Origin of the sequence: Cryobacterium suzukii (assembly GCF_004403185.1) — a bacterium.
Lineage (GTDB): Bacteria > Actinomycetota > Actinomycetes > Actinomycetales > Microbacteriaceae > Cryobacterium > Cryobacterium suzukii.
The window spans coordinates 137,483-160,323 of the sequence record NZ_SOHJ01000008.1; the positions used below are offsets into that span (position 1 = coordinate 137,483).

Annotated in this window: 15 protein-coding genes; 4 read left to right on the forward strand and 11 right to left on the reverse strand. The window is 65.8% G+C overall.

The annotated features are described in order from the left end of the window. Positions 1 to 226: 226 nt before the first annotated feature. Positions 227 to 982 carry a nucleotidyltransferase family protein gene (locus E3T39_RS08610; RefSeq protein WP_166784092.1) on the forward strand — a complete coding sequence of 252 codons (756 nt, stop codon included), beginning with the start codon at positions 227 to 229 and terminating at the stop codon, positions 980 to 982. A gap of 179 nt (positions 983 to 1,161) precedes the next feature. Here the strand turns inward: E3T39_RS08610 and E3T39_RS08615 are convergent, their stop codons facing one another. The 4 genes from E3T39_RS08615 to E3T39_RS08625 all read right to left on the reverse strand — a co-directional run bounded on the left by E3T39_RS08615 (position 1,162) and on the right by E3T39_RS08625 (position 6,598). Continuing rightward, positions 1,162 to 2,475: a nucleotide disphospho-sugar-binding domain-containing protein gene (locus E3T39_RS08615; RefSeq protein ID WP_134514405.1), complete on the reverse strand. Its 1,314-nt coding sequence runs from the start codon at positions 2,473 to 2,475 to the stop codon at positions 1,162 to 1,164. Next, on the reverse strand, positions 2,472 to 4,805 hold the full coding sequence (locus E3T39_RS08620) for a glycosyltransferase (protein WP_134514406.1): 2,334 nt from the start codon (positions 4,803 to 4,805) through the stop codon (positions 2,472 to 2,474). Before E3T39_RS08620 ends, E3T39_RS08615 begins: the two co-directional genes overlap by 4 nt. A gap of 300 nt (positions 4,806 to 5,105) precedes the next feature. After that, complete coding sequence (locus E3T39_RS16705) at positions 5,106 to 5,207, reverse strand: MFS transporter small subunit (RefSeq protein WP_420898154.1); 102 nt, start codon at positions 5,205 to 5,207, stop codon at positions 5,106 to 5,108. After that, positions 5,204 to 6,598: an OFA family MFS transporter gene (locus tag E3T39_RS08625; protein ID WP_134514408.1), complete on the reverse strand. Its 1,395-nt coding sequence runs from the start codon at positions 6,596 to 6,598 to the stop codon at positions 5,204 to 5,206. Before E3T39_RS08625 ends, E3T39_RS16705 begins: the two co-directional genes overlap by 4 nt. Before the next feature lie 207 nt (positions 6,599 to 6,805). On the opposite strand from E3T39_RS08625, the gene E3T39_RS08630 reads away from it, so the two are divergent. Beyond that, entirely contained in the window at positions 6,806 to 9,106 is a 2,301-nt protein-coding gene (locus tag E3T39_RS08630; RefSeq protein WP_134514410.1) for an FdhF/YdeP family oxidoreductase, read from the forward strand. Positions 9,107 to 9,112: 6 nt separating this feature from the next. Here the strand turns inward: E3T39_RS08630 and fdhD are convergent, their stop codons facing one another. From fdhD to E3T39_RS08665, 7 genes are all read right to left on the reverse strand, one after another. Further along, positions 9,113 to 9,964 carry a formate dehydrogenase accessory sulfurtransferase FdhD gene (gene fdhD / locus E3T39_RS08635; protein WP_134514412.1) on the reverse strand — a complete coding sequence of 284 codons (852 nt, stop codon included), beginning with the start codon at positions 9,962 to 9,964 and terminating at the stop codon, positions 9,113 to 9,115. Positions 9,965 to 10,139: 175 nt separating this feature from the next. Continuing rightward, positions 10,140 to 11,258, reverse strand: a complete 1,119-nt coding sequence (moaA, locus tag E3T39_RS08640) for a GTP 3',8-cyclase MoaA (RefSeq protein WP_134514414.1) — start codon at positions 11,256 to 11,258, stop codon at positions 10,140 to 10,142. 128 nt (positions 11,259 to 11,386) lie between these two features. Beyond that, positions 11,387 to 12,604, reverse strand: coding sequence for a formaldehyde dehydrogenase, glutathione-independent (gene fdhA, locus E3T39_RS08645; protein WP_134514416.1), 1,218 nt, complete (start codon positions 12,602 to 12,604; stop codon positions 11,387 to 11,389). A 180-nt stretch (positions 12,605 to 12,784) separates the two neighbouring features. Next, the gene (locus E3T39_RS08650) at positions 12,785 to 14,815 is read right to left on the reverse strand and encodes a PhoX family protein (protein WP_241979618.1); all 2,031 of its coding nucleotides are present in this window, start codon (positions 14,813 to 14,815) and stop codon (positions 12,785 to 12,787) included. A gap of 189 nt (positions 14,816 to 15,004) precedes the next feature. Then, a complete protein-coding gene (locus E3T39_RS08655) occupies positions 15,005 to 16,363 on the reverse strand; it encodes a GntP family permease (RefSeq protein WP_134514419.1) in 1,359 nt (452 codons plus the stop codon). Between the two features lie 35 nt (positions 16,364 to 16,398). Further along, positions 16,399 to 17,571 carry a glycerate kinase gene (locus tag E3T39_RS08660; protein WP_134514421.1) on the reverse strand — a complete coding sequence of 391 codons (1,173 nt, stop codon included), beginning with the start codon at positions 17,569 to 17,571 and terminating at the stop codon, positions 16,399 to 16,401. Positions 17,572 to 17,646: 75 nt separating this feature from the next. Then, positions 17,647 to 18,804 carry a CdaR family transcriptional regulator gene (locus E3T39_RS08665; protein WP_166784093.1) on the reverse strand — a complete coding sequence of 386 codons (1,158 nt, stop codon included), beginning with the start codon at positions 18,802 to 18,804 and terminating at the stop codon, positions 17,647 to 17,649. 209 nt (positions 18,805 to 19,013) lie between these two features. Here E3T39_RS08665 and E3T39_RS08670 point away from each other — a divergent pair, with 209 nt between their 5' ends. Both E3T39_RS08670 and E3T39_RS08675 read left to right on the forward strand, forming a co-directional pair. After that, positions 19,014 to 19,286, forward strand: coding sequence for a hypothetical protein (locus E3T39_RS08670; RefSeq protein ID WP_134514425.1), 273 nt, complete (start codon positions 19,014 to 19,016; stop codon positions 19,284 to 19,286). Further along, positions 19,283 to 22,714, forward strand: a complete 3,432-nt coding sequence (locus E3T39_RS08675) for a DNA polymerase III subunit alpha (RefSeq protein ID WP_134514426.1) — start codon at positions 19,283 to 19,285, stop codon at positions 22,712 to 22,714. The genes E3T39_RS08670 and E3T39_RS08675 overlap by 4 nt, the downstream gene beginning before the upstream one ends. The last annotated feature ends 127 nt before the right edge of the window (positions 22,715 to 22,841 follow it).

Genomic DNA, 22,841 nt, shown 5'->3' on the forward strand with positions numbered 1-22,841 from the left:
CACGTGATCGCGCTCGCGCTCGTCGAGCCGTGAGTTTCGCGTCAATCAAGTCGCCGAGCCGTGAGTTTGGGACCGAAAAAGCCGCAATCAGGGCTGAGGCTCACGGCTCGGCGCTCGACACTCACGGCTCGGCGAGCGAATGCGCGCGAACTTGGCGTCACGGCTCGGCGCAGTCACGCGCGAACCTGGCGTCACGTCACAGCCCCTGAACCCTACGATGGCAGACATGCAGATGCCGCCTCCGGACACCCAGCCCACGAGCATCCTGCTGCCCGCCGGCACCGCCCGAATCGGCGGCCTCGTGCTCGCCGCTGGTGCTGGCTCCCGCTATGGCATGCCCAAAGCGCTCGTGCACGATGCCGCTGGCCGGTCCTGGCTACAGACCGCCGTCGACGTGCTCGTAGCTGCCGGTTGTTCCCCGGTTATCGTTGTGCTCGGTGCGGACGGGGCGCACGCCGCGGCGCTGCTCAACGCTGGCAACACTGGCAACACTGGCAGCACTGATCCGGACTCGACCAACGGGGCGCCATCCCCGAGCACGGCCGCCCAAACGGCGCCAGCCCCGAGCACGGCGGCCCACAGCGCTCGCCAGCACAGCGCGGCCCGGCCGGCGGCATCCGTCTTGGTCGTGCAGATCACCGACTGGGCCGAAGGGCTCTCGGCCTCCCTGCGCGCCGGCCTGGGCTGCGCGCTCGAACAGCCCGACCTCGTCGCTGTCGCCGTCATTCCCGTGGACGTGCCCGATCTGAACACCGCGACGGTGGCCCGCTTGATTGGTTTGAGCGACGCCGGCACACTGCGTCAGGCCCGTTTCGACGGCCAGCCGGGGCATCCCGTGGTGATCGGCCGGGCGCACTGGGCGCCGCTCCTCGACACTCTCGCTGGCGATACCGGCGCGCGACCGTACCTGCGCGCACACGACGTCGAGGCGGTCGAGTGCGGCGACCTCGGCACCGGGGCCGACGTCGACCGGCCCGACTAACCTCTTTCGACCACGCAGCCCGGTCCCCCGAACCACCGGGCCCACCTTCGGACCGTGGGCCCATGATCTATCGTGGGCCCACTTTCCCGGCCCGGGCCCGGAAAGCACTGGGAGGCCCCGCACCCTCCTGGCTCCGCGACGTTGCGAGCCCCCTGAGCGGCCCCAGGGACGCGACGAGGCTACCCCCGCGCCGACACCCGGCCCAGCGCCGCGTAGGCCCGCTCGGCCCCGGATTGCCGGGTCAACGACAGCGCGAGATCGTCGAGACGGGCGCGCGGGTCGCCGGAGAGGCGCAGCAGCCGTTCGCAGGCAGCCCGCAGGTCGAGAACCGTGGCGGTATTGGGCGGCAACGAGGCGCCGAAGCCCGCTGCGTCGAGGGCGGCCGCGCCGGCGAACTGATCGGTAGAAAACGGCAGCACGACCAGCGGAACTCCGGCCGTCATCGCCTCGGTCACCGAATTGTTGCCGCCGTGTGTCACACCGAGGGCAGCCTCCTGCAGCAGGCGCACCTGTGGCAAAAACCCGCGCACCAGCCATGAGTCCGGAATGGGGCCCAGCTCGGCGGGGTCGGTCGCCCCGACGGCGATGGCGACCCGAACCGGCAGGGCGTCGAGGGCGGCGGCGACCCGCGCGAGCACATCACCGCGTACCGAGAGAAAACTGCCGAAGCTCACGTAGACGAGGGGCCGAGGATCGGCCGCCAGCCAGGCTTCAACCTCGGGGTCGACGGCCTCGGAGCGTACCGCCGACCCGAGAAACAGATGCGGCGGAAGCTCATCGGTGCGCGCCGATGCGTGCAGTTCGCCCGGGTAGTTGAGCAGCAGCAGATCGCCGCACTCCTGAAACGCGTCGAGGCTCGGCGCCGCGGACGGATCGAGTTCAAAAAGCGCATCGTTCCACTCGGCGGTGAACGAATCGCGCACGGCCTCGCACTGCAGCTCGAGCAGAGCCAGCTCGGCCGGTTCGGGAGAGAACACGGCGGGCCAGGCCGGCGGGTACCCGTAAACCTCCGCGCCAACCGGCAGAGCCGAGGGGTGTCCGAGCACCACGTCCGCGTGCGCCACACCAGCGCTCAGCAAACCCAGTCTGGCGCTGAAGGCGAGGTGGTCAACGATCACCTGATCTGGCCGTAGCCGCTCAACGATGCGCTGCACCTCGCGGGCAATCGCGACGGGGTTATAGAGCAGATCGCTGCTGCGCGCCTCGGCCTGAAAGCGCAGGGTCTCGACCATGCCACGGCGGGTGGCATCGAAAAATCCACGCAGGGCGTCGTCTTCGCCGATGGGCTGCTGCTCAATGCGGATCGTGCCGGGGTTGGAACCGCGGCCTAGCTGCAGGTTTTCCCGTTCAAAACCGAATTCGGCGACGATGTCGGCCGTTGCCGGCCCGCTCGCCACCACGACGCGCTCGCCGGCCTGCGCCCACGCGACGCCGAGCGTTGCGAGCGGATACAGGTGCGAGGCATAGTCCGGGCTGATGATCAACAGGGTCACGACACGCTCAGTTCCCAGGCCGCCGGCTCGGTCGCCACGGCGACGTCGCGGTAAACATCGGTGAGGGCGGACGCCATCGCCCCAATCGTGAAATTGTTCGCCACCATGCTGCGGGCTCGCGTCGCATTGGCGCCGCCCCGCGCTCCACCAGCAAGGTCCACGGCTTCAGCCATGGAACGAGCGAGAGCGGCACCGTCACCGGTATCGACGAGAATACCGGTCACTCCGTCCTCGACGTACGTGGCCGGTCCTCCGCCATTCGGCGCGACTACCGTGAGCCCGGTGGCCATCGCCTCGAGTAGGGCGATTCCAAACTCCTCTTTCATACTGGCGCAGACGTACACCCCGAACGGTGCCGCCAGGCCCGGCCGGCCGTAGCGGACGGCGGCCAGCCACCGCGCAACGGTGTCGTTGGCGCGATGCCCGGCCAACAGCAGGCCATGGGAGGCGGAGTCGTCACGACCAGAACCAGGTAGGGAGCGGGCCATCCGCGCCAGCTCAACGCCCTCATCAAACGACGGATGCTCCAGGTCGCCGCCGACAATAAGCAGGTTGCAGCGTTGCTGCAGGGTCGCGCTCCCAGTCCAGGCTTCGACCAGAGCGGCCATGCCCTTGACTCGGTGTAGCCGACCCACGCTGATCAGCAACGGCAGTCCGCGCCGGGACGGCGGCAGGGTGCGTAGTAGGGCGTCGAGTTGGTGAAAGGCAAGCGCAGCGGGTTCGGCGGCGGCGCGGTCGTGGGCGTCGTGTGAAACCACCAGGCTTCCGCCGGTCAGTCCGAGCGAGCCGAGCGCATCCATTCGGGAGCGGTCGATCACCGCGAGATCGATTCCCTCGGGAATGACCGAGTGCCGTTCCGGGTGCGCGTCAATGTCGATGCCAGTCAGACGTTTCATATCTTGCTTTAGTCGCGGGCGTGGAAACAGCACGGTGTGAGCTGCATCCGCGGCGAGCCGCTGTACGAGGCGGGCGCGAAACCAGAAGTGTTCGACCGCATCGACGGTGCCGAAGTTGGCCCGAGTGAGCGCGCCACTCGCTTCGAGGGAGTCGATCACGCCGTGCGGGTCTGGCGCGACGGTGAAGACGACCGGAATGTCCAGGTCCCGCGCCACTGTTGCCGCGGCGAGGCTGCCGACGTCGGCCATGCGCAGGTGAATCGCATCGACCACACCAGCCGAGCGGAGAATGCGCCGAATGCCGCGCTGCGCGGCAACGCGCCGAGGCCACGCATCGATGGATGGGACCGCGCCGTCGATGAACGGAATCGCCGCGAAGGAGTGCCCCCGCCGGGTCCTCCCGACATCGGCCAGGCCGTTCAGCGCCGATTCGTGTGTGCCGCGCGACATGGTGATGACCCGTTCTACCGAGTCTCCTTCTTTCGCGCGGCTAGCGCTGAAACAACTACCGACAAACGGCGCACGTAGAGCGGATGCCGCGGCGCTCTGAGTTTCGCCGCCGGGCAGGCCGGTCGGCCCGGCGACGAGGGCGTCACCGAGCCGTACCAGCAGGGTCGCGATGCCGCCGTTGTCGCCGACACCCACCTGGGAGAGTCCACCGTCGATGTCTGCGTGCAGGAACAGCTGGGCGATCGTGGTCCCCCGGTTCCATTTCGGCCGCGGCGCGGTCGTCGCCGTGAGATCGAACAGTGCCAGCCGGGCTACGGCGGCGAGTTCGATGTCATCGCCGGCAGCTATGTCGTCTTGCGACAGAGCGCTGAGCAACCCGAGCACGACTTCGCTGGGGGCACGGTCACCGAGGCCGGCAATTGCGGCGGCACGAGCGCTCAGGCTCTCAGCGCTGTCGGTGGCCACCCGGCGCAGCAGGCGTTCGGGAACTCGGCCGGGGATCAGGCCGATGGTTTCGATGAGGCGGGCGCGGGCATCCGTTTCAGAGATGCCGAGCAGCGAACCCTCCAGCAGCAGGGCCACCTGGTCCGCAGCCGAAGAGCCCCACTGTTCCAGGGTGCGCTGGGCGAGCATGCCGGAGAAGCCGCCCTGCCGAACCAGGGTGACCAGACCGGCGATCGCGTCATAGCGCGGCAGCCGGGTGCCGAACGCCCAGGCGGCATGCTCGCGCAGAAACGCGGAGTCGTGGTAGAGGAGGGCCACCAGCACCTCATCGGCAGAGTCGTCGAAGACCTGAGCGAGGGCGTGCACGGCGGCGATAGCGGTGAGCTGGTCGCTTAAATCGGTCGCGGCTTGGGCGAGCAGTCGCACAGCCCTGGCGCCCCCATCGCGGCTGGCCGCCACGGTGAGGTCGTCGGCGCGTCGAATTCCCTCGAGCAGGGTTGCAGCGGATCGTTGGTTGTCCAGTGCGGTGTGGGTAGCCATTGGCTGCTCCTTCTTCGTGAAACTCCGCGGATCAATCGTGGCAATTCGGGGTTGCCGCGAGTGAACATGGGTGGATTTCGACACTTCCAAGTCGAGAAACGGTGAGGTCCCGAACACGAAAGCGCACAAATCAGGCATAGCTAACTAAGTTAGCGACTTCCCCATCCGCCATCATTGCATGATTACGGCCCCCGGGCTGACAAACTGCCCTGATCGGTACCGACCGCCCAATACACAAATAGAGCCACGCCCCTATAAGTGGGGCATGGCTCTATTTGTTTAGGTCTGAAGAGGCCAGGTTTAGCCGAACAGGGCCGTCACCTTCGCGAGTGTCTGAGAAATACCGTAGGCCAGCGGGATCCCCACCAGCGCCCAAGCCACGATGACTTTTACAACCTTCATGCGTGCGCCTTCCTTGCTTTTCCACCGACGAGCGGCTTTTCGGGTTCGTGAAAGTCGGTGTGAACCGGTCGTACGAAGAGGTTCGCCACGAAGCCGACAACGAGCAGCCCGACCATGGTGAGCAGGGCCGGCTGGTAGGCCGCAGCGGTCAACTCACCCGGAGCTCCCTGAGCGTCCAAGAACGAGTTCACAATGAGCGGACCAGCAATACCAGCCGCTGACCAGGCCGTCAGCAGCCTGCCGTGGATAGCCCCCACCTGGAAGGTTCCGAACAGGTCCCGCAGGTAGGCCGGTACAGTCGCGAAACCGCCACCATAGAACGAGATGATGACGAAGGCAAGAACAACGTAGAGAACCGTCGTGCTCGATCCGAAGAGGGCCAGCAACAGGTACAACACCGTGCCGACACCGAGGTAGACCATGTAGATGTTCTTACGCCCGGTCTTGTCCGAGGTAGCCGACCAGACGAAACGTCCACCCATGTTGCCCAGCGACAACAAGCCGACAAAACCGCCGGCAACGGCCGCCGAGACCAGCGAGTTGCCGTCATTCTGGCGGAAGAAGTCCTGGATCATCGGTGCGGCCTGCTCGAGGATGCCGATACCGGCCGTGACGTTGCAAAACAACACGGTCCAGAGCAGCCAGAATTGACGCGTTCGAATGGCATTCTTGGCTGAAACGTGGTTGCTCGTGACGAGGGCCTTGACACGCACCTTCGAAGGATCGAATCCGGCCGGCACCCAATCAGCGGCCGGAACCTTGATCGTGAAAGCGCCGAACATCATGTACGCGAGATACACCACGGCGAGGGTGAGAAAGAGCTTGCCCACGGAATCACCACTGGCGACCCAGTTCTCGACCCCGGAGTTGGGGTCGTAGAAGGCGAGCAACGCCGTCGACACCGGGCTGGCGATGAGGGCGCCGCCGCCGAAGCCCATGATCGCCATGCCGGTCGCGAGTCCCGGACGGTCCGGAAACCACTTGATGAGCGTGGAGACCGGCGAAATGTAACCGATACCCAGCCCGATACCGCCGATGAAGCCGTAGCCGACGTACACCAGCCAGAGCTGATTCGTGAAGATTCCGAGCGAACCGACGAGGAATCCCCCCGACCAGAACAGAGCAGCGACGAACATCGCCTTGCGCGGTCCGTTGGTGTCGACCCAGGTGCCCATGATTGCCGCAGACAGACCGAGCATCACGATGGCGATCGAGAAGATCACCCCGATCTGAACCAGGCTGGCGTCGAAGTGCGCCACGAGCGCCGTCTTGTAGACGCTCGTGGCGTAGGCCTGGCCGATACAGAGGTGCACGGCGAGTGCGGCCGGCGGAATGAGCCAGCGATTGAATCCTGGCGGGGCGATGGTGTGGTCTCGATCGAGCCAGCTCATTGGGGTGTCCTTGCTGCAGGGGGCGAATAACGACTGTGTTGTGCGTGTCAGGGTGCCCACGGTGACCGTGAGCATACTACGTGACGGGGTCTGCAATGTCTGCGAATAAGAACACTATACGAACGTATCGAGCGAAATGTCATCGAAATCCTCACCCATTTCGCAGATCGGGGGTATTTCCCCTCGCCGGCAAGGCAGGATAGCTGTATGACACGTTCTGCTCCGATTGAAGACATCAACGAAGATAATTTGGTCGTCACCGCGCCCAAGACCCACGCGGCGGGCGTCGAAGCCGTAGTGGTGGCACTCGATCGGGGTATCGCCCAGGCCGGTATCGTGCGCACCGCGCGTTCCCTGATGCGCCTCAATCAGCGCGACGGCACCGACTGCCCCGGATGCGCGTGGCCGGAATCCCAGGGACACCGCAAGACCGCAGAGTTCTGCGAAAACGGCGCGAAGGCCGTCGCTGAAGAGAGCACGCTGCGCACGGTGACGCCCGAGTTCTGGGCAGAGCATTCCATCGCCGAGCTCGCCACCAAGACCGAATACTGGCTCGGCAACCAGGGCCGGATCACGCACCCCGTCGTCATTCGCCCGGGCGATACGCACTACTCGCAGATCTCCTGGGATGACGCCTTCGAGCTCATCGGCGAGCAGATTCGCGCCACCGTGTCCGACCGCACCGTCTTCTACACCTCGGGCCGCACCGCCAACGAGTCGGCGTTCATGTACCAATTGTTCGCCAGGTCGATCGGCACCAACAATCTGCCCGACTGCTCCAATATGTGCCACGAGTCCTCCGGCTCGGCATTGAACCCCACGATCGGTATCGGAAAAGGCACGGTCTCGCTCGAGGACATTCACCAGGCCGAACTCATTTTGGTGGTGGGACAGAACCCAGGCACCAACCACCCGCGCATGCTGTCGGCGTTGGCCGAGTGCAAGGACAACGGCGGCAAGATTGTGGCCGTCAACCCGCTGCCCGAAGCTGGCTTGTTCAACTTTATGGACCCGCAGACCCCGAAGGGTGTCGTAGGTAAGGGCACCAACCTGGCCGATGAGTTTCTGCAGATCAAGGTCGGGGGCGACCTGGCCCTGTTCCAGGCACTCGGCCACCTGCTGCTCGAAGAAGAAGCGCGCGTGCCAGGATCGGTCATCGACCACGAGTTCGTCGCCGCAAACACGGACGGAATCGACGCCTACCGCGCGGCTCGTTCGGTGATCGACTGGTCCGAGACGAAGAAAGCGACCGGCCTGGACCGTGCCTCAATCGAGACGGTGGCGCAACTGCTCATCGCGAGCAAGGCCACCATCATCTGCTGGGCGCTCGGACTGACCCAACAGCCACACTCGGTGAACACTCTCAAGGAGATCATCAACCTACTGCTCCTGCAGGGCAACTTCGGAAAGCCCGGCGCCGGAGCGTGCCCGGTACGCGGCCACTCCAACGTGCAGGGCGACCGCACCATGGGTGTGTGGGAGAAGCCGAAAGAGGCCATGCTCGCCGCCCTGGACGCCGAGTTCGGCATCGTGTCCCCTCGCGAGCACGGTCTCGACTCCGTCGATACGGTGGATGCCTTCGTGCACGACCGCGTTGACGTGTTCGTCTCCATGGGCGGCAACTTCGCCCTGGCCTGCTCCGATACCGAGCTCCTGGAGAAGGCCATGCAGCGCGTCGGTCTCACCGTGCACGTCTCCACCAAGCCCAATCGCTCGCACGTCATGCACGGTTTGACCTCGCTCATTCTGCCGACGCTCGGCCGTACGGATACCGATGACAAGCATCCGTCTGGCCGGCAGGTGCTCTCGGTGGAAGATTCCATGTCGGTCGTTCGCACCACTCAGGGACGCCTCGACCCGGTGTCGGAGCACCTGCTGGCCGAACCGGTAATCATCGCCCGCATGGCCCACGCCACGCTCGGAGACGACCACGCGGTCGATTGGAAGGCGATGGCCGAAGACTACGACGTCATTCGCGACCACATCTCCCGCGTTGTACCCGGCTTCGTCGATTTCAACGTTCGGCTCAAGACCAAGAATGGGTTCGTGCTGCCCAACCCGCCGCGCGATACGCGCAGCTTTGCCACCGATATTGGTCTGGCCCGGTTCACGGTGAGCCCGATCGAGTACCTGTCGGCGCCAGAGGGTCACTTGATTCTGCAGACCATCCGCAGCCACGACCAGTACAACACCACGTTCTACGGGCTTGACGATCGCTACCGCGGCATCAAGAACGGGCGTCGCGTCATCCTCATCCACGAAGACGACGTCACCGAGCTGGGCTTCGCCGACCGCGACATGGTCGATGTGATCAGCACGTACCAGGGTGTTGAGCGTCGTGCCGACACGTTCCGCCTCGTGGTCTATCCGACACCGCGTGGCTGCGCAGCTGCGTATTTTCCGGAGGCGAACGCGCTCATGCACCGCGAGCTCGTGGCCCGCGAATCGAACACCCCCGGTTACAAGGCCATGACCGTGCGCTTCGTTGCAGCCGGCGCCACCGCCTAGCCTGAGCTAGGCGGCCTGCTCGTCACGCTGTGCATCGATGATCCGGTTGCCGCCAGCGTAGACGACCATGGAGTTGCCGCGGAGGAAGCCGACCAGGGTCATGCCGACCTCGGCGGCGAACTCCGCGGCGAGTGACGAGGGGGCCGAGACCGCCGCGAGCACCGGGATACCCGCCATCAGGGCCTTCTGGGTGAGTTCGAAACTCGCCCTGCTCGACACCATGAGAACCGTGCCGGTCAGCGGCAGCCTGTTCTCTTTGACCGCCCAGCCGATGACCTTGTCGACGGCGTTGTGCCGGCCGACATCTTCGCGCAGCACGAGAAGTTCGCCGGTGGCGGCATCGAACAGCCCGGCAGCGTGAATGCCGCCGGTCTTCTCGAACACGTTCTGCCCGGCGCGCAGTTTCTCGGGAAAAGTCGTCAGCGATTCGGCAGTCACTTGCACCGCGTCATCCGCTATCTCGAAGACTGATTTGGTGCGTACGGCATCGATGCTCTCCTTGCCGCACAGGCCACAGGAGCTGTTGGTGATGAGGGAGCGCTCCAGGCTGGGCGCCGGCGGTGCGACGCCGGCACCCAGGGTGACGTCCAACACGTTGTAGGTATTGACTCCGTCGACGGCCCCGGCGCAGTAGCGAGCCGAATTGAAGTCGTCACCCTGCGTGATGACGCCCTCCGAGACCAGAAACCCGGCCGCAAGGTCGATGTCATTGCCCGGGGTGCGCATCGTGACAGCGAGACGGCGCCCGTTCACTCGAATTTCCAGGGGTTCCTCGACGGCGAGCAGGTCCTCGCCAGCCAGAGGCTGGGCACCGACGGTGATTCGGGTAATTTTGCGTCGCGCGGTAATTCTACTCATAGTCAAAGTCTGCCACGGGTCGGCGTTCGCCGGGACACGGGTACGTAAAACCGGCAATTTTTTGGGGCGCGCCGCAATTTTGGGCGTCACACCTCGGCGTGTCGCGATGCTACCGGCGTTGCGTACCGGGCCATCAGCCGCCCGCCGTCACCAGGCCGTTCCACCACCGGGCCGTTCAACCGCCGATGTAGGACATTTCGATTTTTTTGGCACCGGATGCCCGCAGCTCACTGGTCTTCGCGCTCCGCAGCTGCGAATAGCGGTCGGTGCGCTCCCGCCAGAGGTGCGCCATGACGGTGGAGAGTTCGGCGTCGGAGCAGCCGCCACGCATAAGGGCCCGCAGATCGTGGCCTTCGGTGGCGAACAGGCAGGTGAACAGCTTGCCATCAGTCGAGACCCGCGCCCGCGAGCAGGTCTGGCAGAAGTTTTGGGTCACGCTCGAGATGACGCCGATCTCGCCGCCACCGTCCTGGTAGCGCCAGCGGCGGGAGGTTTCACCGCTGTAGTTCGGAGCGATCTCTTCGAGCGGCAACTCGGCATGGATGCGCGCAATGACGTCCTTCGACGGCACGACAGCGCCCATCTCCCAGCCGTTGCTGGTGCCGACGTCCATGAATTCGATAAACCGCAAAATGTAGGGGGTGTCCTTGAAATGGCGGGCCATGGCCACGATGTCCTGGTCGTTCTTGCCGCGCTGTACGACCATATTGACCTTGACCGGGCCGAGCCCGACCGCTTCGGCCACGTCGATGCCGTTCAGTACCTTCGCAACGGGAAACTTCACGTCGTTCATGGTGCGAAACGTGGTGTCGTCGAGCGAGTCGAGCGACACGGTGACTCGCTTCAGGCCGGCATCCTTGAGCGCCTGCGCCTTGACGGCCAGCGCCGACCCGTTCGTGGTGAGCGCGATGTCGATCTCACGTCCGTCGGGAGTGCGCAGCTCGGCCAGCAGGGCGATGAGATCTTCGAGCCCCTTGCGCAGCAGTGGTTCACCGCCGGTCAACCGAATCTTCTCAACGCCATGGGAGACGGCCACGCGAGCGAGCCGGGTCAGCTCCTCGAAGCTGAGGAGTTCGTCGTGTTCCATGAACGCAAAGTCTCGGCCAAAAATCTCTTTGGGCATGCAGTACACGCAACGAAAGTTGCAGCGGTCGGTGACGCTCAGGCGCAGGTCATGCAACGGCCGGTTCATCCGGTCGGTCACGGCGCCGGTGGGCGGTTCGAGGGTCAATGGAATGTCCGCGCGCTCTCGATAGAAGCGCGGAGCTGGTTCTGTAAGGTCGGCGCCGGTCATGTTTCCACCCTAACCCCGCGCCCCGCACGGGGTTGCCCAGAACGCCGGTTCTAAGTGGATGCTGATGGACGCAGACAGGAATGGCCCGCCCGCGAGAATTCCCGGGCGGGCCATCCGCTTACCTGTTGTTAGCCCTTGACGTACCCGTTGGGGTTGAGCACGTACTTCGTCGCCGCGCCGGCGTCGAATTCGGCGTAGCCACGCGGGGCATCTTCGAGGCTGATGGCCTTGGCGTTGACGGCCTTGGCGATCTGTACCTTGTCGTGCAGGATCGCCATCATCAGCTGGCGGTTGTACTTCATCACCGGGCACTGGCCGGTGGTGAAGGACAGCGACTTGGCCCAGCCGAGTCCCAAACGAATCGACAGCGAGCCCACCTGGGCCGCCTTTTCCTTGGCCCCCGGGTCGCCCGTGACGTAGAGGCCCGGAATGCCGAGGGCACCGCCGGCCGCGGTGACCGTCATGAGCGAGTTGAGCACGGTAGCCGGGGCCTCGTGGTCGGCGTCCTTACCGTGACCGCGCGCCTCGAATCCGACGGCATCGACACCGGCATCAACCTCTGGCACACCGAGGATCTGTTCGATCTGCTCTCCCGGCTCGCCCTTACTGAGGTCGATGGTCTCGCAGCCGAAGCTGCGGGCCTGCGCGAGGCGGTCCGCGTTCATGTCACCGACGATGACGACGGCCGCGCCGAGCAGTTGCGCCGAGACGGCGGCCGCGAGGCCCACCGGGCCGGCACCGGCCACGTAGACGGTCGATCCGACGCCGGCACCGGCAGTGTAGGCCCCGTGAAATCCGGTCGGGAAGATGTCCGACAGCATGGTGAGGTCCATGATCTTTTCGAGCGCCTGGTCCCGGTCGGGAAACTTCAGCAGGTTCCAGTCGGCGTAGGGAACCAGCACGTATTCGGCCTGGCCTCCCACCCAACCGCCCATGTCGACGTAGCCGTAGGCACTGCCCGGACGGTCCGGATTGACGTTGAGGCAGATGCCGGTCTTGCGTTCCTTGCAGTTGCGACAGCGACCGCAGCTGATGTTGAACGGTACCGACACGATGTCGCCCACCTTGATGAATTCCACGTCGGGGCCGGCTTCGACCACTTCGCCGGTGATTTCGTGACCCAACACCAGGTTCGCCGGTGCGGTTGTGCGGCCACGCACCATGTGCTGGTCGGAGCCGCAAATATTGGTGGTTACTGTTTTGAGAATGACGCCGTGTGGCACCTTCCGGCCGACGTTGGCCGGGTTGACGCCCGGTCCGTCTTTGAGTTCGAACGTGGGGTAGTCGATGTCAATGACCTCGACGACTCCGGCGCTCTTGTAGGCAACTGCTCTGTTCCCCGTCATGAACTACCTTCCTCGTTTTCTTCGTGGAGCAGGCCAGACGACCTTCTCCACAATGGGTGAGCGCTGCCGATTCTGACTGCAGCCCTTTTACTTCACCACGGATCTGAGAAATTACAATCGGTCAACTCCCAGTTCGTGGCCCCCGTTCTGGCCTAAGGAACGACCAGAACGGGGAGCGAATCAGGGCTTCCAGACCTGCACGACGGATGGCCGCGGCCCGGCCCACGCGCCAGCCGGCGCGGTCGCACCCAGCGCAACGTAGTCCGGGAATCGACTGGACTGGGCGGCCCAGCTGCCGTTCTCCCCCGGATGCTGCACGGCGACATAAACCATCGACTGCTCAGAGCGGATGACCGGCCCGCAGGTCTCCGCCTGGCGCGGCACCGCGAGGAACTGTTGCACCCGCCCGCGCTCGGGGCCGGCGAGCGGAACCTTGAACAGTCCGTCGCAGAATCCGATCGTGCTCGGTGCGCCGTCGGTGGAAATCCACAGGTTGCCCTCGGTGTCGAAGGCCACGTTGTCCGGGCAGGATATCGGCGACACCTTGTCGCTCGGGAAACCGGCGAAGTAGGTGCTCGTGTTGGTCTTCGGGTTGCCGCAGACGAGCAGCAGATTCCAGTCGAAGGTCACCGAGGTGGCGTCAGATCCGGTTTCGGTGATCTCCACGATGTGACCATCGCGGTTGATGGCCCGCGGGTTGGGCTCGGTGGCGCCCTCCTTGCCTGGCAGGCCGCGATCGGTGTTGTTGGTGCAGGCGACATAGATTTTTCCGGTAACCGGGCTCGGCTCGACGTCCTCGCAGCGGTCCATTTTGGTGGCGCCGACGGCATCCGCTACCAGGCGCGTGTTCACGAGCGCATCATCCGTGGTGAAGCCGGGAACCTGGCAGACGCCGTCGATGACGAGCGCCACCCACTGGCCGGTACCGTCGAAGAGTCCGTCGGCGGGCAGCTGGCCGGTGCCGGTGATCTCGGCGGCCGGCGAGTTGCCCGCGAACCGGGCCACGTACAGGGAGCCGCGGGTGAGCAACGTCTTGTTGTGGGTGCGCGCCTTCGGGCTCTTCTTCTTGTCGAAGCGGTCGTAGGAGACGAACTTGTAGAGGTAGTCGAAGCGTTCATCGTCGCCCATGTAGGCGGCGACATGGCCGGTCTTTCCGACGATAACGTTGGCGCCCTCGTGCTTGAACCGGCCGAGGGCCGTGTGCTTGACCGGGGGCTCGTTCGGTGCCTCCGGGTCGATCTCCACGATCCAGCCGAATCTGTTCGGCTCGTTCTCGTTGCCGGCGACGGTGGCGTCGAAGCGGTCGTCGACCCGCTCCCAGAGCCGACCGGTCGGACGGTTGGCCAGACCGTAGCGGGCATCAGCCGTGCTGGTGCCGGTGGTGCGGAAGTATCCGTTGAAGTTCTCCTCACCGGAGAGTACCGTCCCCCAGGGCGTGGTGCCGCCGGCGCAGTTGCCGAGGGTGCCGAGCACGGTGCGTCCCGCGGGGTCGCCCTTCGTCTTCAGCAGATCACTGCCGGCGGCCGGACCGGTGACGGTGAACGGCGTGCTCGCGGTGATGCGCCGGTTGAGGCGGTCACCCACCCGGTAGGTCCAGGGTTGGCCGGCGCGCTTGCGTTCGAGGGCGACCACGGACATGCCGTGGGCCATCATGGCAATGCGACGCTGCTCATCCGCTTCGGCCGGTGTCGTTGCGGGTGCGAACATGATGTTCTCGTTGGTGTATTCGTGGTTGGTGACGAGGATGCCGTCCCGCCCCTTGCGCCCCGGACCCTCGAGAATGTCGAGGTAGTCGTTGTTGTAGCCGAACTGGAGCGCCTGCGACGCGGCCGTCTGGTGTTCTGGGTCGAACCGATCGGTGGCGGCGAACAGCGGGTCGCCCCAGCGGATGATGGGGTTCCACGCATAGCCGGCGGGCACCGAGAATGCGTCGACTGCGGCCGGAACGGGCGCGATCGGCGTGAATGCGAGGCCACGGCTGGCCGGACCGCCGGGTGCCGCCATCGCTGGTGCCGACTGGCCCGACCCGAGTACGATCGCCGCAGCGCCGACGCCCGCGCCCACGAGCAGGGAACGGCGGCTCAGTGCAGCGCCGACGATGTCGCGAAAGTAGTCGTTCTTGCTCTCGTTGGGCACCGGGTGGAAGCAGGCGTCAGCACACTTGAGGTGGCAGGTGACCGCGCTGCGTTTGCCGAGCGTGTGCCCCTGCATCGGAAGCAGCGGCAGCAACGGTCGATCACGATCGGTCGCGTGCTGACGGGGGCCGGTGGATTCACGATTCAACATGCGAGCGCTCCTCATGGGGTCAGCCCCCGAACTGGGGGCGGAACCACCTTCCCGCCGCTCGGTGTCCCGGCGGTTAACCGAACATGAACGCTCGGTGTCGCCGGGCACACAGGCCTACAAAACGAAGAGGCCGATCACCCAAACGGCGGCGAAACCGGCGACACCCTGAATTGCCGTGGCGGGGGTGAGCGTGCGGTACGCGGTCGCGACTGGAATACGGCTGAGCTGCGACACTACCCAGAAGAAGCTGTCGTTGGCGTGCGAGACCACCATGGCGCCGGCGCCGATCGCGAGCACAGAAAGCACCTTGCCCAGGTCAGAATCAAGGCCGAGCGCCGGCAGCAGGGGCAACAGCAGCACCGAGGTGGTCACCATCGCTACAGTGGATGAACCCTGGGCAGTCTTGAGCGCGGCCGAGATCAGGAACGGCACGGCGAGCCCGAGGCCGAGGGTCGACAGGGAGCTGCCGAGGAAGTCGGTGAGGTCGGAGGCCGCGAGAACGGCTCCGAAGGCGGCGCCGGAGGCCGTGATCAGCAGGATGGGTGCCGAGATGCGAATGCCCTCTGTGACGCGTTCGCCGAACATGTCGAGCTTGCCCTTGCCCCGCAATAGGAACAGGGAGGCGAGCAAGCCGACGGCCAGGGCGATGACCGGGGTGCCGAGAAAGACGACGGCGATGTACAGGCCGGACTCGCCGAACGGCCGCGTGGGAAGCTTGGCGATCGAGGCGATGCAGATCAGCAGGATCGGCGCGAGAATCGGCAAAAAAGCCATGAACGCGTTGGGCAGCTTGCCGTAGGAGGCGCGAATCTTGTCGTAGTCCTGCTCGTCTTCTTCGCCGGCCACTTCCGGCATGAGCTCGATGTTCTTCTTCAGGAACCGGTTCGCCCAGAGCAGCCCGGCCACCGCGGAGACCGCGGCGGCGATCAGACCGAATCCGATGATCAGTGCGAGCTGGTCGATGATGTTGAGATTGCCGGCGGCGGCGAGCGGTCCGGGGGTCGGCGGCACGAACACGTGGGTGGCGTAGAGGCCGGTCATCAACGCAATCGTCATCGCCACCAGCGACACCTTGGCGCGGGCGGCGAGCGACTTCTTGAGCGAATTCAGAATGACGAAGCCGGAGTCACAGAACACCGGGATCGACACGATGAAGCCGATGACGCTCATGGTGAGGGTCGGGAATCGGGTGCCCAACACCCGTATAAGGGCTTCGGCCATGGCAATGGCGGCGCCGGTGCGCTCAAGGATCACCCCGATGATGGTGCCGAACAGAATGATCAGACCGATGTTGCCCAGAGTGGCGCCGAAGGCCGTCGTGATGGTCGGGGCGATCGTGTCGACCGGCAACCGGAACGCGAAACCACCGACCAAGGCCGCGGCGAGCAAAGCGAGAAAAGGATTGATCTTCAGCTTCGCGGTGGCGAAGACGATGGCGGCGACGAGAGTCACCAGGATGGCAATGCTCAGCATTGAGACGGCCTTTCTATTTCTGGGTGGAGCGGCAACTAGTGGGACTGAAGGAAGAGGGCGACGGCGTGCGCCGTCGTGTCGCGCACGCGTTCGGCAGCGTGGTGCTGCAGGTCGTCGAGGGTCGCCGGTCCGCCGGCGATCGAGAAGGCGGCGGTGACCCCGGATGCCGCGGTGTCGGCCGCAGGCAGCGCCACGCGTCCCGCGATGACGACGACCGGGCATCCTGCCGGGGCCAGACGAGCGACAGCCACGGCTACCTTGCCGCCGAGGGATTGGGAATCGAAGCTGCCTTCCCCGGTGAGCACGAGGTCGGCGTTGGCGATTTTGTCGGCCAGGCCGACGGCATCCGCTACCAGGGTGGAGCCGGGAACCAGCTCGGCGCGAAGCAACGGCACCAGGGTGGCCGGCATACCGCCGGCCGCTCCCGCACCGGGCCGGTCGGTCATGTCCTCACCGGTTTCGCCCAGCACGATGGCGGCGAGGTGGGCCAGGCCGGCGTCGAGCTCGGCAATGTCACTCGGCGCGGCACCCTTTTGCGGGCCGAACACCGCGGCGGCGCCGGTCGGGCCGCAGAGCGGATTATTCACGTCGACGGCGACACGCCAGCGCACGGCGCGGGCGTGCGGGTGTAGTCCGGCGAGGTCGATCGACTTGATCTGCGCCAGGCCGGCCCCGCCGGGAGCGACGATTTCTCCGGCCGCATCGAGGAAGCGTGCGCCGAGCGCGGCGAGCAGACCGGATCCACCGTCGGTGCTGGCCGAGCCGCCGACGCAGAGCAGAATCTCCTCCACGTTTTGGTCGAGCAGTTCGCGGGCGATCAGGCCGACGCCGAAGGTGTCGGCACGCTGGGGCTGGGGTGCGGCATCCGCTACCAGTGGCAGACCATTGGACTCGGCTGCCTCGATCAGGCCGATCCGGCCATCGGCTGACCGCGCATAGCGGGCCAGTCGGCTGCGGCCAAGCGCATCGACGGTGAGCATGGTGCGGGGCTCGACCTCCCAGACGGCGGCGATGGCATCGAGGGTCCCCTCGCCGCCGTCGGCCATTGGGCAGAGCGTGATCTGGGCCTGCGGCAGACCGAGGGCGATGGCGGCGTCACGGGCCCCGTCGGCCATGGCTGCGGCGGCAGCAGCAGCGCTGAGGCTTCCCTTGAACGAATCCGGTGCGATGACTATGGTGAGCGGCTTCCTTGCCGGGTGATCATTCATTAGTTCAGGCTAGGTCACAATCGCGCACATATTCAGGTGGAGTGAACCCACATTTTTCGCTAAGTTTCGAGACAATTACTGTGTACCGTGCACATAAAGAGCGTCGTCGGCCGCCAGCGCAACCCGCATCGAGACGGCGGAACTGAAACGCCGCATATTGAGGGTCGTGAGCACTTCGATGCGGTCGAGTCGCTGCACGACGGTATTGCGGTGCACGCCGAGCGCTCGCGCAGCGCCGGCAATCGAAAGTTCGTTGCCGAGAAACATCCGGGCGGTTTCGCGCAGGGTGTCACTGAGCGGGGCGAGAACCGATGCGGCGAGGTCGTCGATCATGGCCTCGGGTAGGCCGGCGATCGCAAGTTCGAGCCCCAGCGAGTCGAGCCGAATCTCTGAGGTGGCCTCCGTGGTGAATGGGACGAGCAGTCCAGGCCGCGCCAGCAGCGCGCCGAGCCGCTCGGCGTCACCAGTGAGTTGCGGCATCGTTGCGCCGACCCGCCCGGTCAGAAACCACAGGGGCTGCACGCGGGACTGTTGCAGGCGTTGCCGGAGCAGGGACAAACCGATCGCCGTCGACGACCCGCTCAGCACCCAGACGGCGCCGTTGATATCGGCGGCCACCACCCCGGAGAGCTCGCGCAGCTGGCGCAGCAGCGACACCGACTGGTTCGCGCCGAGCGCAGTGTTGAAAACTCCGGTCAGGTTCCACGGCGGCTGCAGGGGCATATCGATGCCCCGCAATCCGGATATCAGGCGGCTTTCGGTGAGTTTACCCAGCGACAGTGTCGAGAGGATGTCCCGGGTCGCCGATTCTCGCCACGACGCGTTGTCGCGCAGCCGTTCCTGGGTGAGCAGCATCTGAACGGTCAGCACGAGCACCTGCGCGACCGGCAGAACCTCGGCGGGGGTTCCGGTGACCCCCACGACCGCCACGACGTGGCCCTCGAGGATCAGCGGAATATTCACGCCCGGCCGGGTGCCTGGGTGTTCGTCACCGGGGGCGATGTGTACCGCTTCCCCGCGGAACGCCGCGTCCCGGGCTCCATCGTGCCGGGTACCGATGCGGGCGGCGTCCATCGAGCCAATAATCATGCCGGTCGCATCCATGATGTTCACGTTGTGCACCAGGCTCGGCGCAAGCTGTTCGACCAGGCGCTGGGCGAGCTCCCTGGTGATCTGCGCTGTGCTGGGTGAGCTTTCGGTCGGTGCACTGCCGTTCGGTGTTACTTCGATCATCTGGCCATCGTAGATCGCGAGCGTCAGCCGGGCCGCGGGCAATCGCCCATGGCGCATGTCGGTGGGGTGACATACACTTTTACCTAGAAGAAATATTCGATAGTCATTGATTTCAACAAGATTTTGTTCGAACTCATTGCAGGAGTTTTTTAACCATCGCTCATCAGGTTTTTACCATTATCACCCGTCACGAGCCTAGGGAGCCCACCTTGCCCCAAATTATTGACGCACCGGTCGACGTTGAGCTGTCCGCCGACGGCGACCCACGTGCATTCATCTGGAATCGGTTCGAACACACCGTCATCGGACAACCGCAGGCCGTGTTCAAACGCACCCGATGGTGGGAAAACGAAGGAACCCCCACCCGCATCGACACCGAGCTGTGGCGGCTCGATGCCAGTCGCGGCGGCGAAGAACAACACCGCTACGACCTGCGCCGCGGCATTGACGGGTCCTGGACTTTAGCATTGGACTGGGGATGAGCAACGCACTGGCTACGAGCTTCGCGCACCTACACGTCGCGAGCGCCTATTCGACCCACTACGGGGTAACGCTTCCCGAAGTCCTGGCCGAGCAGGCGGCCGCGCAGGGCGCGAATTTTTTGGCAGTTACCGACCGTGACGGACTCTACGGAGCCGTCAAACACGTGCGAGCCTGCGTGGCCGTGGGTATCCGCCCCGGGCTCGGCGCCGAACTCGCCGTGCACGACGAGGAGTATCGCCCGCTCGGCCGAGTGGTCGTGCTCGCCCACGGCAATACCGAGGGTCGCGGGTACGCCGCGCTCTGCCGGGCGGTCAGCTCCGCCCACGACGGTGGTGCCGGTCAACGCTCCGCGCTCACGCCCGGCAGTACCGGACCGAGCATTTCGCGCTCCCGCCTGGCCGATCTGGCCGGCCTCTCCTCGCTCACCGTGCTGCTCGGCCCCGACTCCGACGTCGGCCTCGCCATCGCCCGCCGCGACAATTCAGATGCTGCGGCGCGGCTCGCCCGCTGGCAGCGGGCCCTGCCCGCTCAGGCCGTCGTACTCGAAATCGTCTGTCACCTGGCCGAAAGCGGCGCTGTCGGCAGCGTGACCCCGGCCACGCGCATGCTCGCCCTCGCCGAGAACGCCGGGCTGCCCGCAGTGCTCAGCAATGCCGTGCGGTACGGCACGCCCGACGAGGCGGTCACCGCCGATCTCGCCGATGCTGCACGCTTTCTGCTGCCGCTTGCCGAACTCGAAACCCCCCAAACCAACGGCCAGGCCTGGCTCAAACCGGCCGGAGCGATGCGCCAGGTGGCCCGCATGGTCGTCGATGCCGGTCTGCACGATGACGGGGCGCTCGAACGGTTACTGCGTGACACCGAGCAGCTCGCCGACCGGTGCACCCTCGACCCGGTTCTCGATATCGGGCTGGGGCGCCCGCGCATGCCGGAAGCGCGCATCATCGGCGTCACCGGCGACCCGGTCACCGAATTGTGGCGGCGCGCTCGAAGCGGTATCGCCGACCTGTACTCCGCGAGCGGCTCGCGCGCGGTCGAAGCGGCCCACGCCCAGCTCGCCCACGAGATGAAAACGGTCGAACACTTAGGCTTTGCCAGCTACTTTCTCACCGTGTCACGGGTGGCCGACATTATTCGCGGGATGGGCATCCGCATTCAAGCGCGCGGCTCGGGGGTCGGCTCGGTGCTCAACTACGCGTTGCGCACCTCCTCGGTCGAACCCATCGGCAACGGGCTGCTCTGGGAGCGTTTTCTCTCCCCCCAACGCCAGACGCTGCCCGATATCGACATCGACGTCGAGTCAGCCAGGCGCCACGACATCTACCGCGAGGTGTTTCGTGCCTTCGGCAGCGACCGGGTCTCGCTCATGTCGATGACCAACGCCTACCGCGGCCGTGGCGCAGTGCGCGACGCCGGTCTCGCCCTCGGCCTGCCCGATGCCCAGATCAACGTGATCGCCAAGCAGATGTGGCGGTTCAACGCCCGCGACTTTCGCCGCGCCCTCGAAGAGAAGCCCGAACTCGAGGCCCTCGCCGCCGAGGTGCGCGAGTCGCAACAGCTCGACCTGCTCGTCGACCTCACCGCCAAGCTTGACCGGCTCCCCCGGCACATCTCGGTGCATCCCTGCGGTGTGATTCTCTCCGACGCGAGCCTGCTCGATCGCACCCCGGTGCAGGCGAGCGGTATGGGCCTGCCGATGTCGCAGTACGACAAGCACGACATGGACCCGATGGGTTTGATCAAGCTCGACATTCTCGGCGTGCGTATGCAGTCGGCGATGGCGCACGCCGTTGAAGAGCATCACCGGCTCACCGGCGAGAGCATCGACCTCGACCGGGTCCCCCTCGACGATGCGAAGACGTTCGAGCTCATTCGCTCCACCCGCACCCTCGGCATCTTTCAGATCGAGTCCCCCGGCCAGATGGAGCTCGTCGGCAAGCTACAACCGGAGGTGTTCAACGACCTCACCGTGGAGATCTCACTGTTTCGACCCGGCCCGATGAAGAACAATATGCCGCTCAAATATCTGCAGGCCCGGCACGGCGAGGTCGCCCCCGACTATATTCACCCCCGGTTCGAGCCGATTCTGCGCGAAACCAACGGCGTTGTCATCTTTCACGAACAGGTCATGCGACTGTTCGACGAACTCACCGGCTGCGGCCTGGGCAAAGCGGATGTCTTTCGCCGCCACCTCGATAAGCCCGAGCAGCTCCCCGAGATCGAACAGTACGTGCGCGAACGGGCGCTTGCGCGTGGGTTCAGCGTTGCCGTCATTGACCAGGTATGGACGGTGCTGGCCGGGTTTGGCAGCTTCGGTTTCGCCAAGGCCCACGGCGCCGCCTTCGCTCTGCCCACCTACCAGTCGGCGTGGCTGAAAACCCACCACCCTGCGGCCTTTCTGGCCGGGCTGCTCACTCACGACCCCGGCATGTGGCCCAAAGACCTCATCGTCGCCGAGGCCCGGGTGCTCGGGGTACCGGTACTCCCCCTCGACGTGCAGTCGAGCGCGTTGGACTACCGGGTGGAGGATCTCGCCGACGGGAGCCAGGGTATCCGTTTGGCGCTGCCGGAACTGGTCGGCAGCACGGAGGCGGAGCGGGAACGCATTGCTCGGCATCAGCCATTTGGGTCGCTACAGGACTTTCGCGACCGGGTACACCCCCGTCGGCGCACTTTCGAGGCGCTCGCCCGGGTGGGCGCCCTCGACACGTTCATCGGCTACGACCGGGCCCGGCGGCACGAACTGCTCGCGCATATCCAGTCGCTGCGCGGCACCGCCGTGGTCATTCGCGCCGACCAGCTCGCATTCGAGGTGGAGCTGCCGGTGCCGCGGTACTCCGGCGACCGTGCCGGCGCCATCACCTCGCTCGAGCTGCGTGGCCGCACCCAGACCGATCTGGAGCTGCTCGACCTTAACCTGGCCGTTTCGACCCACCAGATGAAGCGCTTTCACGCGCTGTTCAAGGAGTTGGGGGTGACCCCGGCGAGCGAGCTGGGCAACCTGCCCGGCGGCACCGAGGTGCTGCTTGCCGGGGTACGTCGGGCCACAAACACACCGCCGATGCGCGGCGGCCGCCGCGTGGTCTTCATCAGCCTCGATGATGGCACCGGCCCGGTCTCCAACGTCGTGTTCTTTCACGACGCGCAGGAGCGGGTCGGCGGGCAAGTGTTCCAGACCAATTACATGCTCGTGCGCGGTCGCACCCGGCGCTCCGGTGCGCGCGGCGTCTCGGTGACCGGGGAGAATCTGTGGAACCTGTTCGATGTGGCCCGCCAGGTGAAGGAGCGGCACGCCGTCGAACACGCTGCCGCGGAGGAAGTGGCCAGCGCCGCCGCCTACGCGGCTGAACTCGCCGCGCATCCGGCGCAGTTTTCATCTCACGCCGGTGGCACCCTGCACCAACTCAATGCGGCGCAGAGTGCGTAGCCGCTTTCGGCCGGCTACTGCCCCGGCGGGGCGGGGGCCGCGTCGGGCGGGGCGGGGGCCGCGTCCGGCGGGGCGGGGACCGCGTCGGGCGGTGCGGGGACCGCGTCGGGCGGTGCGGGTGCCGCCG